The 15,444-nt window shown below is 39.5% G+C and carries 16 protein-coding genes; 4 read left to right on the top strand and 12 right to left on the bottom strand.

The genetic code is table 11. The annotated features are described in order from the left end of the window. Positions 1–4: 4 nt before the first annotated feature. The 4 genes from GSF09_RS13180 to GSF09_RS13165 are packed head-to-tail and all read right to left on the bottom strand — an operon-like array spanning position 5 to position 5,121. Positions 5–1,840: an ABC transporter ATP-binding protein gene (locus GSF09_RS13180; RefSeq protein WP_159802240.1), complete on the bottom strand. Its 1,836-nt coding sequence runs from the start codon at positions 1,838–1,840 to the stop codon at positions 5–7. A 4-nt stretch (positions 1,841–1,844) separates the two neighbouring features. Then, positions 1,845–3,572 carry a phospho-sugar mutase gene (locus tag GSF09_RS13175; RefSeq protein WP_159802238.1) on the bottom strand — a complete coding sequence of 576 codons (1,728 nt, stop codon included), beginning with the start codon at positions 3,570–3,572 and terminating at the stop codon, positions 1,845–1,847. 60 nt (positions 3,573–3,632) lie between these two features. Beyond that, positions 3,633–4,586 (bottom strand): glycosyltransferase family 2 protein, encoded by a 954-nt coding sequence (locus tag GSF09_RS13170; protein WP_159802236.1) that lies wholly within the window; start codon positions 4,584–4,586, stop codon positions 3,633–3,635. Positions 4,587–4,590: 4 nt separating this feature from the next. Next, positions 4,591–5,121, bottom strand: coding sequence for a DUF4199 domain-containing protein (locus GSF09_RS13165; RefSeq protein ID WP_159802234.1), 531 nt, complete (start codon positions 5,119–5,121; stop codon positions 4,591–4,593). Positions 5,122–5,376: 255 nt separating this feature from the next. On the opposite strand from GSF09_RS13165, the gene GSF09_RS13160 reads away from it, so the two are divergent. The 3 genes from GSF09_RS13160 (at position 5,377) to GSF09_RS13150 (ending at position 7,550) form a co-directional block, all read left to right on the top strand. Beyond that, entirely contained in the window at positions 5,377–5,631 is a 255-nt protein-coding gene (locus GSF09_RS13160) for a type B 50S ribosomal protein L31 (RefSeq protein WP_159802232.1), read from the top strand. A gap of 114 nt (positions 5,632–5,745) precedes the next feature. Continuing rightward, a complete protein-coding gene (locus tag GSF09_RS13155) occupies positions 5,746–6,924 on the top strand; it encodes a GlmU family protein (RefSeq protein WP_159802230.1) in 1,179 nt (392 codons plus the stop codon). Beyond that, positions 6,906–7,550 (top strand): thermonuclease family protein, encoded by a 645-nt coding sequence (locus tag GSF09_RS13150; protein WP_159802228.1) that lies wholly within the window; start codon positions 6,906–6,908, stop codon positions 7,548–7,550. Before GSF09_RS13155 ends, GSF09_RS13150 begins: the two co-directional genes overlap by 19 nt. A 33-nt stretch (positions 7,551–7,583) precedes the next feature. On the opposite strand, the gene GSF09_RS13145 is transcribed toward GSF09_RS13150, so the two are convergent. From GSF09_RS13145 to GSF09_RS13125, 5 genes are all read right to left on the bottom strand, one after another. Then, positions 7,584–8,042 carry a PepSY-like domain-containing protein gene (locus tag GSF09_RS13145; RefSeq protein WP_159802226.1) on the bottom strand — a complete coding sequence of 153 codons (459 nt, stop codon included), beginning with the start codon at positions 8,040–8,042 and terminating at the stop codon, positions 7,584–7,586. Between the two features lie 115 nt (positions 8,043–8,157). Further along, positions 8,158–9,426 carry a sensor histidine kinase KdpD gene (locus tag GSF09_RS13140; protein ID WP_159802224.1) on the bottom strand — a complete coding sequence of 423 codons (1,269 nt, stop codon included), beginning with the start codon at positions 9,424–9,426 and terminating at the stop codon, positions 8,158–8,160. Positions 9,427–9,428: 2 nt separating this feature from the next. After that, entirely contained in the window at positions 9,429–10,100 is a 672-nt protein-coding gene (locus GSF09_RS13135; RefSeq protein WP_159802223.1) for a response regulator transcription factor, read from the bottom strand. A gap of 81 nt (positions 10,101–10,181) precedes the next feature. Continuing rightward, positions 10,182–10,604, bottom strand: a complete 423-nt coding sequence (locus tag GSF09_RS13130) for a PepSY-like domain-containing protein (RefSeq protein ID WP_159802222.1) — start codon at positions 10,602–10,604, stop codon at positions 10,182–10,184. Between the two features lie 76 nt (positions 10,605–10,680). Beyond that, a complete protein-coding gene (locus GSF09_RS13125; RefSeq protein ID WP_159802220.1) occupies positions 10,681–12,285 on the bottom strand; it encodes an ABC transporter substrate-binding protein in 1,605 nt (534 codons plus the stop codon). A gap of 86 nt (positions 12,286–12,371) precedes the next feature. Between GSF09_RS13125 and mtaB the strand changes: the two genes are divergently transcribed. After that, entirely contained in the window at positions 12,372–13,724 is a 1,353-nt protein-coding gene (gene mtaB / locus GSF09_RS13120; RefSeq protein WP_159802218.1) for a tRNA (N(6)-L-threonylcarbamoyladenosine(37)-C(2))-methylthiotransferase MtaB, read from the top strand. A 25-nt stretch (positions 13,725–13,749) separates the two neighbouring features. Here mtaB and GSF09_RS13115 read toward each other — a convergent pair whose 3' ends face one another. From GSF09_RS13115 to GSF09_RS13105, 3 genes are read right to left on the bottom strand one after another with little or no spacing between them, the layout of a single operon-like run. Next, entirely contained in the window at positions 13,750–14,385 is a 636-nt protein-coding gene (locus GSF09_RS13115; RefSeq protein WP_159802216.1) for a class I SAM-dependent methyltransferase, read from the bottom strand. Beyond that, entirely contained in the window at positions 14,385–14,666 is a 282-nt protein-coding gene (locus tag GSF09_RS13110) for a GNAT family N-acetyltransferase (RefSeq protein ID WP_159802214.1), read from the bottom strand. Before GSF09_RS13110 ends, GSF09_RS13115 begins: the two co-directional genes overlap by 1 nt. Positions 14,667–14,672: 6 nt before the next feature. Then, positions 14,673–15,395, bottom strand: a complete 723-nt coding sequence (locus GSF09_RS13105; protein WP_159802212.1) for a pirin family protein — start codon at positions 15,393–15,395, stop codon at positions 14,673–14,675. Between the last annotated feature and the right edge of the window lie 49 nt (positions 15,396–15,444).

Below are 15,444 nucleotides of genomic sequence, written 5' to 3'. Positions count from 1 at the left end.
TCTATTATTCAAAACTTTGCATCATTACCAGTTTTTTGTAGGTTCCGTCCTGTGCAATCAGTTCATCATGCGTTCCCTGTTCTACAATGCGGCCTTTTTTCATGACCACAATTTTATCTGCTTTTTGTATGGTTGAAAGCCTGTGGGCAATAACAACCGATGTGCGGTTTTGCATCATGTTTTCAAGAGCCTGCTGAACCAGTCTTTCACTTTCGGTATCAAGTGCAGATGTAGCTTCGTCCAGTATCATTATGGGCGGATTTTTTAAAACGGCACGTGCTATGCTCAGTCTTTGTTTTTGCCCGCCTGAAAGCTTATTGCCGCTATCGCCAATATTGGTTTCAATACCTTCAGGAAGTTCATTTACAAATTCATAGGCATTTGCAATTTTCAGCGCATCAATTATTTCTGCATCCGTAGCGTCAGGCTTTCCTAAAGCTACATTATTGCGTATGGTATCATTAAACAGGATACTGTCCTGCGTAACAAGCCCCATTAGCTGCCTTAAAGATTTAACCTTGTAGTCGCGGATGTCAGTCCCATCAATTTTTATACTGCCTTCCTGTACATCATAAAACCGTGTAAGCAGGTTGGCAATAGTACTTTTACCGCTGCCGGATTGCCCCACAAGCGCAACGGTTTCACCTTTATTAATAGTAATGGAAAAATCTTTAAGTACACTTTCCTTTTCATAGGCAAAGTTTATGTTTTCCAGTGTAATGCTGTTTTCAAAAGTTGTTTTTTCAACGGCGCCAGGTTTATCTTTAATCAGGTCGTCGGTTTCCAGCACTTGTATAATCCTTTCTGCCGAGGCATTACCACGTTTTAGGTTATAACTCGCCTTTGATATATCTTTTGCAGGCGTAAGGATATTATAAGCAAACAATATATAAGTAAGGAAAAAGCTTGCTTCCATATTTTTATCTACAAATACAAGGTAGCCTCCATACATCAGCAATATACTTATTACTATAATTCCCAGTAATTCGCTTAAAGGCGATGCAAGGTTTTGCCTGTTGGCAACTGTTACCGCATAATCATGCAGGCGCTTACTGTTTGCCCTGAACTTAGCATTAAACTTATCCTCGGCTGTAAACGATTTTATCACTTTAAGTCCGCCAATTGTTTCTTCAAGGATGGAAAGGTTTTTGCCCTGCTGCTGCTGCATCATGTGCGATTTCTTTTTCAGCGACTTGCCTACTTTTGAAATTATAAAGCCGGAAACAGGTATAAACAAAAGCACAAACAGCGTTAACTTGGTGCTTAAAAAGAACATGGTTACCAAAGCAAATAAAATGGTTAAAGGCTCTTTTACTATCATGTCCAGGATAGTGAGGTAGGAGTTGCTTATCTCATTTACATCGGTTGTAACCTTTGCTATTACTTCCCCTTTTGAAGTAGAGGAATAATAGGAAAAAGGCAGTTTTACTATTTTATCATACAATGTATCCCTTATGTTTTTAACCACGGCTGTTTTTAATCGGGTTATAAAAACGAGGGCAAGGTAGTTACACAGGTTTTTAAGAAGGAATAAAGCTATTATTATTGCTATTATATATTGTAATACCATAAAAACCCCATGCTTATCAATAAGTGTGGTAAGCAGGTAATTAAGGTAGTCCTCACAGAAGTCTTTAAAGGAACTCAACCCATCAAAATCGTGATATACGGGCTTTTTATATATCTCCCGTTTATCATCAAAAATTACTTTTAATACCGGTATTAATGCTGCAAATGAAAGTGTACTGAACAGTGCATAAAACACATTAAAAAAAATGTTTAATGCAGCATATTTTTTATACGGTAATGCAAACCGGTATATTTTTTTATAATTACTCATTCAATTAATTAAGGTTCATCTCTTTTACGATGTTTTTTATCTTTTCATCAAGACGGGCTTCTACCTGCTTAAAGTTCTTAACATCGTCCAGCGTATCATTAACGCTGAAATAAAATTTTATTTTAGGTTCTGTACCGCTTGGCCTTGCACATATTTTAGTGCCATCTTCAAGATAGTAGATAAGCACGTTTGATTTTGGCAGGTACAGCTCCTCTTCTTCATCGGTAAAAAGGTTTTTGGCTTTTGAAGCCTGATAGTCTTCCACCATTACTACCCTTTGACCGTTTATTTCTTTTAGTGGTTTTTCCCTAAGTCCGGCCATCATTTGTTTTATCTGCTGCGCCCCTTCAATTCCCTTTTTGGTAATTGATATAAGGTACTCTTTATAAAACCCATATTCAACATACAGCTTAAGCAATTCCTGGTATAGCGAGCTGGCTTTTTCCTTAGCCTGTGCCGCCATTTCGCACAGCAGCAGGGTAGAGGTAACAGCATCCTTATCACGAACGGCATCGCCCACCATGTAGCCAAAGCTTTCCTCGCCACCGCCAATAAACTGCTGCTCCGGGAAATCCTTAATCATTTTTGCAATCCATTTAAAGCCAGTAAGCCCCACTTTACATTCTACATTATAAGCTGTTGCCAGTTCCATCATCATAGGTGTGGAAACTATGGTAGAGCCTATAAATTCATCGCCTTTTAATTTGCCCTGTTTTTTCCATTGTTCTAAAAGAAAATGCGTCATCAGTACCATAGTCTGGTTACCGTTAAGTAATGTCATAATTCCATTACCATTCCTAACGGCTACACCAAGCCTGTCGCTGTCGGGGTCAGTTCCTATAACCACATCGGCATCAGTATGGTCTGCCAGTTCTATGGCCATTGTAAGGGCTTCCGGCTCTTCAGGATTTGGTGATTTTACAGTAGGGAAATTTCCGTCGGGCTTTGCCTGTTCAGCAACAATACTCACATTGTTGTAGCCTGCATCCTCAAGCAAATCCGGAATTAGTTTTACAGAAGTGCCGTGAAGCGGTGTGTAAACTATCTTTAAGTTACTTTTTGCTTCCGGAGAGGTATTAAACGTAGCCGTAAGCAGAGAGTTTTGTATAAAAGCCCTGTCCATATCACTGCCTATATATTCAATAAGGCTTTCATTGGCATTAAAGTTTACCTGGCTGTATTCCAGTTCTTCTATAACTTTTATAATTTCGGCATCCTGTGGTGGCACAAGCTGGCCGCCATCCTGCCAGTAAACCTTATAGCCGTTATATTCCGGCGGATTGTGTGAAGCTGTAAGTACCACTCCTGCATGGCATTTAAGCTTTTTTACTGCGAATGAAAGCTCCGGTGTAGGGCGCATATCCTCAAATAAATACACTTTTATTCCATTTGCAGAAAATACATCGGCAACCACTTTAGCCAGTGTATTACTGTTATTACGGCAGTCATAAGCTATAGCAACCTTGGCCTGCTCACCGGGAAATGATTTTTTAATATAATCTGAAAGCCCCTGGGTAGCCTTTCCTAAAGTATATTTATTGATGCGGTTAGTGCCCGGCCCCATAACGCCCCTCATGCCCCCGGTGCCAAACTCAAGGTTTTTATAGAAGCTTTCTTCCAGGTCTTTAGGCGATGATGCCATCATTTCCTTTACAGCTTCCTGTGTTTCAGCATCAAAAGGCGAGGTGAGCCATATATTTACCTTATCAAGTATTGATTTTTCAATTTCCATACATTTATTTTTATGCAATTCAATAATCTCTATTTAAACTATTGAAGGTACAACTATTTTTTATTCTATCAGTTCGCTGATTTTGTATTGCTCTTCATTGTTTTTTGTGCGCAGTATAATTTCACCTAAAAATCCCGCAAGGAAAAGCTGGGTTCCTATAATCATTGTGGTAAGTGCGATATAAAACCAGGGATTATCAGTTACCAGTATTGCCTGCTGGTGGTGGTACAGTTTATATAGTTTTGTAATGCCTATAAAAAGTGCAGAAAACAAACCTATAATAAACATAATTACCCCAAGCGCGCCAAAAAGGTGCATGGGCCTTTTGCCGAAACGGGAAAGAAACCAGATAGTAATAAGGTCAAGAAAACCATTAATAAAACGTTCCATGCCAAACTTGGTGGTGCCAAATTTTCGTGCCTGGTGTTTTACTGCTTTTTCGCCTATTTTGGCAAAGCCGGCATTTTTTGCCAGTACGGGGATATACCGGTGCATTTCGCCCGAAACCTCAATGTTTTTTACAACACTGTTTTTATAAGCCTTCAGCCCGCAGTTAAAATCATGCAGTTTAACGCCGGATGTGCGCCTTGCGGCCCAGTTAAAAAGTTTGGATGGCAGGTTTTTAGATATTACCGAATCATACCGCTTTTTTTTCCACCCAGATACAAGGTCGAAACCTTCGGTCATAATCATGCTGTACAGTTGCGGAATTTCTTCCGGGCTGTCCTGCAGGTCGGCATCCATAGTTATCACCACATTGCCCTGAGCTTTGGCAAATCCTGCGTGCAAGGCTTGCGATTTCCCATAATTACGGAAAAACCGTATGCCTTTCACGCAGTTATTTTCAGCAGATAGCTGCTGTATGGTTTGCCAGGAATTGTCGGTACTGCCGTCATCTATAAAGATAACCTCATAACTGAATTTATTTTCAGCCATTACCCTTACAATCCAGTTGTGCAATTCCTTTAATGATTCCTCTTCGTTAAGAAGCGGGATAACTATAGATATATCCATTTAATTATTCTGCAGACTTCGATGTGTTTTTAAATGCAGCACCAACTATCAGCGCAATGATAATGCTGAATATTAAACCGAAAAAGTATGATTTTATTAATGAGCCTATGCTGAAATTATCAGTTGCCTGTATTTGCTCGGCTGTTTTTCTTATATCTTCGGTTTTAGCGCCCACACCCTGCATCATGGAAACGGTTTTTTCAACAGTAAGTTGTGTAAGGGTTTCTTTTGCGGCAGGATCAACAAAGTTAAACAGTACATACATAAATAATGTGCCTATTAGCGAGCCTATAGCCATAGTAAAGAAATAAACAGAAAAAGCCTGCTTAAATGATATAATGCCACCCATTGCCTTTTTAGTTTTGGCTACGGCCACAATACCTATTACAAGGTTTACAAGGAATAACACAATACCCAGCCATATGTTTACCATAAGCTCAAGGTTTACTGCATAAATAATTGCAGAGGAAAGTATACTTACTACACCTACAATAATACCGAAGTTAATACCGTTCTTTTTTACAATGTCTGCCATAATTCAAATTGTTTGGTTTGGTTAAATTTAATTTACAAATATAGTAATTCCGCCCTTATCAGTCGTTAAAATTACCGTTGTGTTACACTGAAAAAAACAATTATAAAAATTTGATATTAAAAAAATAGTTGTACTTTTGCGCACTCGAATATAAAATATTTAAAAACAAAAAGTTGTAATTGCGTTTACACCTTTCTGCAAAAAAAGAAAGCCGCAAAACGGGTTGCAGCCATTAAAAAATAAATTTACGTAAAGATGAAAAAAGGTATTCACCCAGAAAATTACAGATTGGTAGCTTTTAAAGACATGTCTAACGACGAAGTTTTCCTTACCAAATCTACAGCTGATACAAAAGAAACAATTGAAGTGGACGGAGTTGAATATCCGGTGGTAAAAATGGAGATTTCCAGAACATCTCACCCATTTTATACAGGTAAATCTAAACTTATTGATACTGCAGGACGTATTGACAAGTTTAAAAACAAATATGCAAAATTCAGCAAAAAATAATTTTTGCTTCAATAAATACAAAAGCCTCCCTTTCAGGAGGCTTTTTTTATGCCTTTTTCCCTTTGCTACTTTACTGTTTTTTGCCTTACTTTGAAAACCTAAAACAGGCAACCAATGAACTATATACTTTTTGACGGGCCTGTGCGCAACGCACTGCTTCCGTTTACTTTTACAAGGCCGGTGGCCGATATACGCGTAGGCATACTGACCATACGTGAAAAATGGGAAAAATATTTAGGCTACACTACCACAACCCTTACCGAAGAATACCTGATGGATAAATACCCGATGGTAGAAATGGAGGAAAATATTATGATAAATGCTTCTTTCCTTCCTGCTGAAGACCTTGCCGAAATGGTGCAGGCACTGGAAGAAAACCAGGCTATTTTTATGGGCGATGAGGTTATAGCCTTTTACACCAAAGATACCCAGGAGGAAGTTGATTTTGATTTATATGATGTTATTGAATATACAGGTGATTGCCTTAGGATTGAAAATCCGTGGGATATATTCCAGAAAAATGATGCTGCCATACGGGAGGATTTTGAACTGCTGACAGAAGGGAGAATATCTCAGCCAATCCCTGCCGGCGTAAATGTAATTGCCCCCGAAAACATTTTTATTGAAGAAGGCGCAAAAATGCATTTTGTAACGCTTAACGCTTTAACAGGGCCTATTTATATAGGAAAGGACAGCGAGATAATGGAATGCTCTGTTATACGCGGGCCTTTTGCACTATGCGAAGGCGCACAGGTAAAACTTGCTACCAAAGTATATGGCGCTACAACAGTAGGGCCACATTCACGCATTGGTGGCGAGGTTAATAACTCGGTATTGTTTGGTTATTCCAATAAGGGGCATGATGGCTTTTTAGGCAATTCGGTTTTAGGGGAATGGTGCAACCTCGGGGCCGATACCAATAACTCTAACCTTAAAAATAATTATGAGGAAGTAAAATTGTGGAGCTACGAGAAGGAAGGTTTTGTAAAAACCGGTTTGCAGTTTTGCGGGCTTATGATGGGTGACCACAGTAAATGCGGGATAAACACCATGTTTAATACAGGAACCGTTGTTGGTGTAAGTGCCAATATTTTTGGTGCCGGTTTCCCGCGTAATTTTGTGCCGAGTTTTTCATGGGGAGGGGCTTCCGGCTTTACTACCTACATAACAAAAAAGGCTTTCCAAACGGCGCAAATAGTAATGTCCAGGAGAAATGTTGAATTTACCGAACAGGATGCTGCCATTATGGAGCACGTGTTTGAGGAAACCAAAAAATGGCGAAAAGACGATTAAACCCTGTAAAAGGAAGTAGGAAACGGCAGCCAAAATACAGTATCGGCAGCCTTATACTGTTGCTGATATTTATTATTTACTATGCATGTAATGATGATAGTAAAAACACAAACAAGCCTAAAGACGGTTTTATAGAAAAACCGCATATTGAAAAGGAGCCTGACAAAAATCACGATATATCTGTATTTACAGGTAAAGTGATAGGTATAAAAGATGGTGATACTTTTGAAATATTATACAACGGGCAGCCGGAGCGCGTAAGGCTTGCAGAAATTGACTGCCCCGAAAGCTCGCAGGCATTTGGCAAGGCAGCAAAACAGTATGCATCTGACTTATGCTTTGGCCAAACGGTAACTGTTACAGCACCGGAAGGACGCGACTATTACGGCAGGGTAGTGGGTACTGTAGTTACCGCCGATGGCATTAACGTGAATGAGGAACTGGTTAAGGCAGGCCTTGCATGGCATTATAAGCAGTATTCTAAAAGCAGGGTACTGGATGAACTGGAAAAGCAGGCACGTACAGCTAAAAAAGGACTATGGCAGCACAAAAGGCCGGTAGCACCCTGGAAGTGGAGGAAAAATAAACGAAATAAATCAGCTAAAAATAAAAAAGAGGCAGCCTGAACGGGCTGCCTCTTTTTATAGGCTATTTCTTTGTTATCTGTCTACCCTTACAAATTCACCTTCAGCATTAAATACCAAATCCAAATCATTTGAGAGTTCTACATCATAACCATATCTTTCAATTTCAATAGTTGTGATAAAGCTGCCCGAATAATTTTCAGCTACATAGGCCGATATGGGTGCAGGTATAATACCTGCCGGCACTTCGGCCATACCGCCATCTATATCTGTCCATTCGCCTTCGGCAGTAAAGTCAATTTCAAAACCATTGGATAAATGCACATCATAAACAGAACCATCACTATCAGCCCTCGACTGTTTTTCAATACGGGTATAGGTTGCAGCAGGGAAATAAGTTTCCACAAAGGTGCGTGCTGCGGCAGGAAGTTCTGATGCTTCAATTATTTTATCTGTACTTCCGTTGTCATCATCACTGCATGACAAATTAAAAGCTCCCAATGCTACAATAGCGGCTAAAAACATTTTTTTCATAGTAATTTCATTTTAGGGTTAAAAAATATTGTAAACAGGCAGGTAAAATCCCTGCATGTTTTTATAAGGCAATTTTACTTACAGAAATTGGAAAGAATTTGGAAAATTAAGTTTTTTAAGAAAAATTAACGGTGAAGGTATGATTGCCGTCAAAACTGTATTTTATTTTTAGGCTATAAATAGCAGTAATTGATTTCACAAGGGAAAGTCCCAGCCCAGTGGACTGCTCACTTGAAACATTTCGGGCAAAGCGGTTAAAAATATAGTTTTCATTTAACGGCTGTGCTATCCCTGTATTAGTTACGGCTATACTTGTGCTGTCTATAATTATATGTACCATACCATTGGGGTAGTTATGGATAATGGCATTCTTAATAAGGTTATTAAGCAGGGTAATGGCAAGCCCGCCATTCATATTATGCAGCAGTTGTGCCCTTTCTTCTATAGAAAGGGAAATGTTCTTATAATCGGCAAGGTCATAAAAATCATTTACCAGCTTCCTGGCAAGTTCATTAAAATTAATTTCCTTCTCCTCGGCAAACTGGCGGTTTTCAATTTTAGAAAGCATGAGCAGCGATTTGTTAAGCCTTACCAGCCTGTTGAGCGTATCGGCTATTTTGCCGATTTCGTTCATTTGCTGCTCATCAAGGTTACTGTTATTTTCGGCAAGAAGTTCAAGTTTGTTAAGGCTTATGGCTAAAGGTGTCTGCAATTCGTGGGCTGCATTTTCTATAAATTGCTTTTGGCTGGAATATATTTCCTCATTACGAACCAGCATCTCCTTAACTTCGCGGGCAAGTGTTTTAAACTCATCAATATTTGTTTCCACAGGAGTAAAATTTCCCCCGCTGCCCACTTTGTATTGTTTAAGTGTGGTAAGGGTGGCATAAAAGGATTTCCATATGCGCCTTAAAATAATACGGTTAAAAAAAAGTATGGTTAAAACCAGCATTATATATAACCCGAAAAGTGCTATGGCAAGGTCTTCCAGAAGTTCATCTTCCTCCACCATAGAGGAGCGTATTTCCAGCCTGTGCGGCTTGCCTTCGGCATCATCAAATATAGTAGTAAGCACTCTTACCGGTTCATAATCATTATCATACTCCATAAACTCCTTTGCAGTAGTAATTTCTTCTTTGTAGGAATAGCTGCCTTGTGGAAGGGGTGTTATAGTAAAACGGTTTATGCCAAGCCGTGGAGTATCTAAAATATTTTTATCGGCATAAGCCTGGCGTATAATGAGTATTTTGGAATTTTTAAGCCCGTCATCAATATTATCATATACTTCCTCCATTACAATTACATAAAAAAGCCCTGCCCATAAGGGAATTACGGCCAGCAAGGTAAGTGTAAGGTATTTTAAAGTATAGTTTTCAAGTTTCAAGGTCAGCTCATTTTATAGCCAATTCCGTAAACAGCCTGTATTTCTGCTTCGGCACCGGCGTCCTTCAGTTTTTTCCTTAAATTCTTTATCTGCGAATATACAAAATCAAGATTGTCGGACTGGTCTATATGGTCGCCCCAAACAGATTCTGCCAAAGCAGTTTTATTAATCAGCCGGCTAGGGTTTATCATGAAATAATACAACAGGTCAAACTCTTTGCGGTTAAGGGTGAGTTCTTTTTTATTTATATGTACAGATCGCTGTTCGGGTGAAATACAGATATTATTCCATATAATATAATTTTCGCCATTGTGCCTTTTCCTGCGTATAGCCGATTTAATGCGGGCATGCAGTTCTGCAAGGTGAAAAGGCTTGGCAAGATAATCATCGGCACCCAGGTCCAGCCCGGCTACCTTGTCATCTACCGAATCTTTTGCGGAAATTATTATAAGGGCTTCCTGTTTGTTTAGTCTTTTAACTTCTCTTACTAAGTCCAGCCCGCTGCCATTTGGAAGCATTATGTCTATTAAAACACAGTCATAATCATAAACACCTATTTTTTCCAGCCCGGTTAAAAAGTCAGCAGCAGTTTCCACTATATATTTTTCCTTTTCCAGCGATTGCTGTACTACTTCCCTTAGTCCCGGTTCATCTTCAACAATTAAAATTTTCATGTTTACTGGTGCTTTTGGTATATCAAATATACATTAAGCGTGCAATAAAGGCTTTAAATCTGGAAAGAATTGGTAAAAGGTTTAATCTACTTTTATAAACAGTCCCGATGCATCAAACTCAAGGTCTATACCATTGTCAAGCTCCACATCATATCCTGTTTGTTCCAGTTCAATTTTTGTAATAAATTGTTTGGGGTAGTTTTGTTTTATATAGTCAAGTATAGGCTTTTGTATAAATGTATAAGGTATTTTATTATTACCCCCGTCAATTTCTGTCCATCTTCCTGCTTCAGTAAATTCAATTTCGGTATCATCATTCATAAAAACCGTATAGGTTATCTTTCTGCTTTCCACTTCCTTAATACCATGATGAAAATTATCCGGAAAATATTTGTTTATAAAATCCTGTGCCACGCGCGGCAGCTCATTAAACTTAACAGGCACTTCCTGCGCCATACAGTTAAAGGTTATAAAAGCGAACAGGAAAAATAATTTTGTTTTCATATTAAAGGGTTTTATACCCTTAAAGTTACGCAACAAAATAATCGCTGTTGAGGTATTTAAGATTACTTTAATAAGACTATCTGCTTTTTTTTACCCTTTTAAGCACCAGCAGGTTTAGCGGGTTAATGCCCAGCCCGGTAACATTGGTTCCTGTAAATCGGGCAGCTTTGTCATAAAACAAAGGCACTACGGGAGCCTCATCCATAACAAGGGAGTCCATTTTTTTATAAAGTGCCTGCCGCTCTGTATCATCCGTTATATAAAAGGCTTTTTCATACAGCCTGTCAAACTCCTCATTTTTAAAATGGGTATAATTAGGCCCGCCGGGCGAAAAGTTCCTGCTGTAAAATAAGGACAGGTAATTTTCGGCATCCGGGTAGTCGGCTATCCAGGTGGCTTTAAAAAAAGGCACTTTACCTGTAGCTATGGCTTGTGTAAGTGTAGTGGGCGGTGTAACATCAATAGTAACATTAAGCCCTATTTTTTGCCATTCGCGTTGCGGGTATTCGGCTAAGTCAAGGTATGAAGCTGTGGTGCTCATTTCAATTTCAGGATTATTGTCGCCGGTTGCTTTTTTATATTCAGCCACAAGTGCCCTTGCTTTGGCAGGGTTGTATTCATATCCTTTTGCACCGTGGCCACCCAGTCCCGTTGGTATCATTCCATTGGTAGCCGGGGTGCCCATACCGTTTCGCAGGTACATAATCATTTTACTGCGGTTAAAGCCATAATTTAATGCCTGGCGGATGCGCCTGTCTTTAACGGCTTTGTTATTCCCGTCCATGCGGAAACCCAAATATTCAGTATTAAGGTAAGGGCCTGTAATCATTTTTACCCTGTCCCTGTATTTTGGCTGCAACTGCCCGGATGGAGTAAGTATCTCATCTTTATACGATGGGTCTAACCCTGAAACAAAATCAAGTTTGCCTTGCACAAACTGTAAAAAACCGCTTTGCTTATCGGGTAAAAAAGTTATGGCAACAGCCTCAAGGTATGGAAGCCGCACACCATTTTCATCTTTTTCATGGTAAAGGTTGTTTTTGCGCAGCACAAGCTTTACATTTTCTTCCCATATTTTAAAATGGAAAGGGCCGGTTCCTATAGGGCCAGCCCTGAAATCATATCCTTTTGCCTCAAAAGCCTCATGTGGTACTACCGATGCATATTTCATGGTAAGCAATCCTAAAAAAGCAGGGAAGGTCTTGTTGAGGCGAATGGTAAAAACAGAATCGTTTACGGCTGAAAAATCCTTTACATTTTGCAGTATCCAGCCCCCGGGTGAAGCAATATCCCCATCCTGCAGCCTGTTAAGGCTGTATTCAAAATCATGTGCGGTAACAGCCCTTGTGCTGTCTGCGCCAAACAGGTGGCTTTTATGAAAGTAAACGTCCCTTCGCAGGGTAAAGGTATAAGTAAGCCCGTCAGCCGAAATATCCCAGGATTTTGCAATGTCAGGCTGTATCTTCAGGCTGTCATCAAGCTGTACAAGCCCGTTATACATCTGGTTGCAAATCCATATAGAGGGGCGTGTGCGCGAAAAAGCAGGATCGAGCGAGTTGACAGCGGCATTTTCGTTATACCTGAAAACAAGGTAATCCTGGTTTTCTTTGTTGGATTTATTACACGCTGTAAAAAATAATATCAGGCAACAAATTGATATATAATATATTATTGATTTCATCAAGTGGATTTTTGTATGTAAATTTGCATCCTCTTTTTGCAGAGGTAAATATAATTAAAGTTACTGCTTAAGGGGAGGTTTATATAATGGAAAACAGGAAAAAAGTCGCTTTTTATACTTTAGGATGCAAACTGAATTTTTCAGAAACATCTACTATAGCCCGCAGTTTTCAAGATGATGGTTTTGACCGTGTGGATTTTGAAGACGTGGCTGATATATATGTTATTAATACCTGCTCGGTTACTGAAAATGCCGACAAGCAGTTTAAGCAGATTGTAAAAAAGGCACTTAAAAATAATGATAAGGCTTTTGTGGCGGCTGTGGGCTGCTATGCCCAGCTTAAGCCGGAAGAGCTTGCTGCTGTTGACGGTGTTGACCTGGTGCTTGGCGCAACAGAAAAATTCAAGATTACCGATTATATAAACGACCTTTCCAAAAATGATATGGGAGAGGTTCATTCCTGCGAAATTTCGGAGGCTGATTTTTATGTAGGCAGCTACTCTATTGGCGACCGTACCCGTGCTTTCCTTAAAGTACAGGATGGCTGCGATTATAAATGTACCTATTGTACCATTCCGCTGGCAAGGGGCATTTCACGAAGCGACACTTTAGAGAATGTACTTAAAAACGCTAAAGAGATTTCGGCGCAAAATATACGCGAAATTGTACTTACCGGTGTTAATATAGGAGATTACGGAAAAGGCGAATTTGGCAATAAAAAGCACGAACATACTTTTTATGAACTGGTACAGGCGCTGGATAAGGTAGAAGGTATAGAGCGGTTAAGGATATCGTCCATTGAGCCGAACCTGTTGAAGAATGAAACCATTGAGTTTGTTTCAGGGAGCCGTACTTTTGTGCCGCACTTCCATATACCGCTGCAATCGGGCAGTGATGATATATTGAAGTTGATGCGGAGGCGCTATCTAAGGGAAGTATATACCGAGAGGGTAAGCAAAATACGCGAAATGATGCCGCATGCCTGTATTGGTGTAGATGTTATTGTAGGCTTTCCCGGAGAAACCGATGAACATTTCCTTGAAACCTATAATTACCTTAACAGCCTTGATATTTCATACCTGCATGTATTTACTTATAGTGAAAGGGACAATACACCTGCTGCAGCCATGCCGGGTGTTGTGCCTGCAAATGTTAGGAGCAAACGCAGTAAAATGCTAAGGGGGCTTTCTGTGAAAAAGCGCAGGGCATTTTATGAAGGCCAACTAGGTACTACACGAACTGTATTGTTTGAAAGTGAAAATAAGGAGGGGTATATACAAGGTTTTACTGAAAATTATGTAAAGGTAAAAGCACCGTGGAATCCTGAACTTGTTAACACGCTGCATGAAGTAAAGCTAACAAAAATTGATGAGGACGGCCTGGTTCGTTTTGACTTTGTAAATGAGCCTGTGCTTACAGAAAGTCAATCATTTTTGTAATATAGTTCTCTGTTCTGCCCAATAACTAAACAGATAATATAGTCAGGCGGTTTTTAAATTCAACCTTACTAAAGCCAAAAGTATCTTTTATCCATTCAAAGGCTTTTTTGTGGTATAGAAAGATATGTGTAGGGTCATTTTTATAATACCAGTCAGCAAAATTAATATCATCATTATACCTTTCGGTCATAATATATAATTTACCTTTTGGCAGCAGCATTTGCCGGAGCATGGTGAATTCCTGCGCAGGGTTTTTAAAATGTTCTGCGGTTTCGCAGCAGGCTATATAATTATATTGCTGTTTAAGCCTTTGCTTTTCATTATAAAAATAGAGGTCAAATTGCTGTATGTTGTATTGCTCGTCCTGAAGCAGTTTAACTATGGGCGAGCCGGTTCCCGAACCAAAGTCTAATCCTGAGTCCAGTTTAGTAAAGTCTGCGAATATGCTGTTTACAATCGGGCGGACAAAGTTTTGATAACCAATGTCATCAGGTTTATTATTATGGCAGGCATAATGAGCGGTTTCCTGTTGTTCAGTAAGGTAAAAATCTGGATGCAGGAAAACAGAAAGGCAATTGCCACACCGCATAAAAATACGCTCAACGTGTTTGTAAAACGGCTGGGTATTTCCTTGGCAAAGCGGGCAGGGTAGCAGGTTCATTAAATCCTGATGCCTGGTGGCAGCATTTCCTTATACTGCGGATTTTTACGGAAAAAATCGGCAATTTTAGGATGGGTGGGTACTACCCTTAACCTTTTTTCTTCGGCAGATGCAAGTATGCTTTCCAAAAATTCGTTTACTATACTTTCATCAATATCATTAGGCGTATTCAGCTTGGTAAGAAAAAGCTTTCTTTCCTGTACAGAATATTCAACCGATATTTTTTCTCCATCCGAAACAGCTTCAAACTGCCTGGAGAATTCGTTGTCTTTTATTTCCATAACTGTTTAATTAAACTTCATAGGGACTTCCATTATCAATATTTTTGACGGTGCATTAACAGTGATGGCTATTGAGTCAAATTCAATAGCACCAAAGGCATCGCGCTCATTTATAGTTTCACCGTTTATTTCAATCTGCCCCTCTATAAGAAAAAGATACATGCCATTATCTTTAATCCTAACATCGTAATTAAACGTTGTGCCGGCATCAAAAACACCCAGGTGCATAAAAGCCTGTTGGTATATCCATAGTGCATTGCCATCATTATTATCATGAGGTGAAACTACGGTAATAAGCGAATTCCTGTTATTTTCAAGGTTAAACCCTTTTTGGTCGTATCTCGGTTTTACATCCTCCTTTTCCGGGAATATCCATATTTGCAGTGTTTTTGCAATATCAGTCTGGCTTGCATTCATTTCTGAATGTTGTATGCCTGTACCTGCGCTCATAACCTGCACTTCACCAAACCTTACGGTAGCCTGGTTGCCCATACTGTCACGGTGGGTAAGCCCGCCTTCCAGCGGTATGGTAACTATTTCCATATTATCATGCGGGTGTGTGCCAAAGCCCATGCCGCCTGCAATGGTATCATCATTTAAAACCCTCAGCATCCCAAACTGAACCATTTGCGGGTTATGGTAATTACCGAAGGAAAAAGAGAAATTGGCTTTAAGCCAGCCATAATCCGCAGTGCCCCTTTGGCTTTTAGGAAAAATTCTGGTTTTCATAATTTAGTAATAAATTAAGTTACAGGAAAAGTTGGTTTGGGATAAAAGA

Source organism: Flavobacterium sp. MK4S-17 (assembly GCF_009848495.1).
Classification (GTDB): domain Bacteria; phylum Bacteroidota; class Bacteroidia; order Flavobacteriales; family Flavobacteriaceae; genus Flavobacterium.
Note: the sequence above shows the minus strand (reverse complement) of the source record. Positions and strands in the feature narration are given on the sequence as shown.

What these genes read in the sequence shown, in the direction of transcription:
- GSF09_RS13105 (WP_159802212.1), bottom strand. Translation starts at nt 15,395, where the DNA reads ATGAAAACCAGAATTTTTCCTAAAAGCCAAAGGGGCACTGCGGATTAT.
- GSF09_RS13180 (WP_159802240.1), bottom strand. Translation starts at nt 1,840, where the DNA reads ATGAGTAATTATAAAAAAATATACCGGTTTGCATTACCGTATAAAAAA.
- GSF09_RS13125 (WP_159802220.1), bottom strand. Translation starts at nt 12,285, where the DNA reads ATGAAATCAATAATATATTATATATCAATTTGTTGCCTGATATTATTT.
- GSF09_RS13130 (WP_159802222.1), bottom strand. Translation starts at nt 10,604, where the DNA reads ATGAAAACAAAATTATTTTTCCTGTTCGCTTTTATAACCTTTAACTGT.
- GSF09_RS13115 (WP_159802216.1), bottom strand. Translation starts at nt 14,385, where the DNA reads ATGAACCTGCTACCCTGCCCGCTTTGCCAAGGAAATACCCAGCCGTTT.
- GSF09_RS13165 (WP_159802234.1), bottom strand. Translation starts at nt 5,121, where the DNA reads ATGGCAGACATTGTAAAAAAGAACGGTATTAACTTCGGTATTATTGTA.
- GSF09_RS13110 (WP_159802214.1), bottom strand. Translation starts at nt 14,666, where the DNA reads ATGGAAATAAAAGACAACGAATTCTCCAGGCAGTTTGAAGCTGTTTCG.
- GSF09_RS13135 (WP_159802223.1), bottom strand. Translation starts at nt 10,100, where the DNA reads ATGAAAATTTTAATTGTTGAAGATGAACCGGGACTAAGGGAAGTAGTA.
- mtaB (WP_159802218.1), top strand. Translation starts at nt 12,372, where the DNA reads ATGGAAAACAGGAAAAAAGTCGCTTTTTATACTTTAGGATGCAAACTG.
- GSF09_RS13175 (WP_159802238.1), bottom strand. Translation starts at nt 3,572, where the DNA reads ATGGAAATTGAAAAATCAATACTTGATAAGGTAAATATATGGCTCACC.
- GSF09_RS13150 (WP_159802228.1), top strand. Translation starts at nt 6,906, where the DNA reads ATGGCGAAAAGACGATTAAACCCTGTAAAAGGAAGTAGGAAACGGCAG.
- GSF09_RS13155 (WP_159802230.1), top strand. Translation starts at nt 5,746, where the DNA reads ATGAACTATATACTTTTTGACGGGCCTGTGCGCAACGCACTGCTTCCG.
- GSF09_RS13145 (WP_159802226.1), bottom strand. Translation starts at nt 8,042, where the DNA reads ATGAAAAAAATGTTTTTAGCCGCTATTGTAGCATTGGGAGCTTTTAAT.
- GSF09_RS13170 (WP_159802236.1), bottom strand. Translation starts at nt 4,586, where the DNA reads ATGGATATATCTATAGTTATCCCGCTTCTTAACGAAGAGGAATCATTA.
- GSF09_RS13160 (WP_159802232.1), top strand. Translation starts at nt 5,377, where the DNA reads ATGAAAAAAGGTATTCACCCAGAAAATTACAGATTGGTAGCTTTTAAA.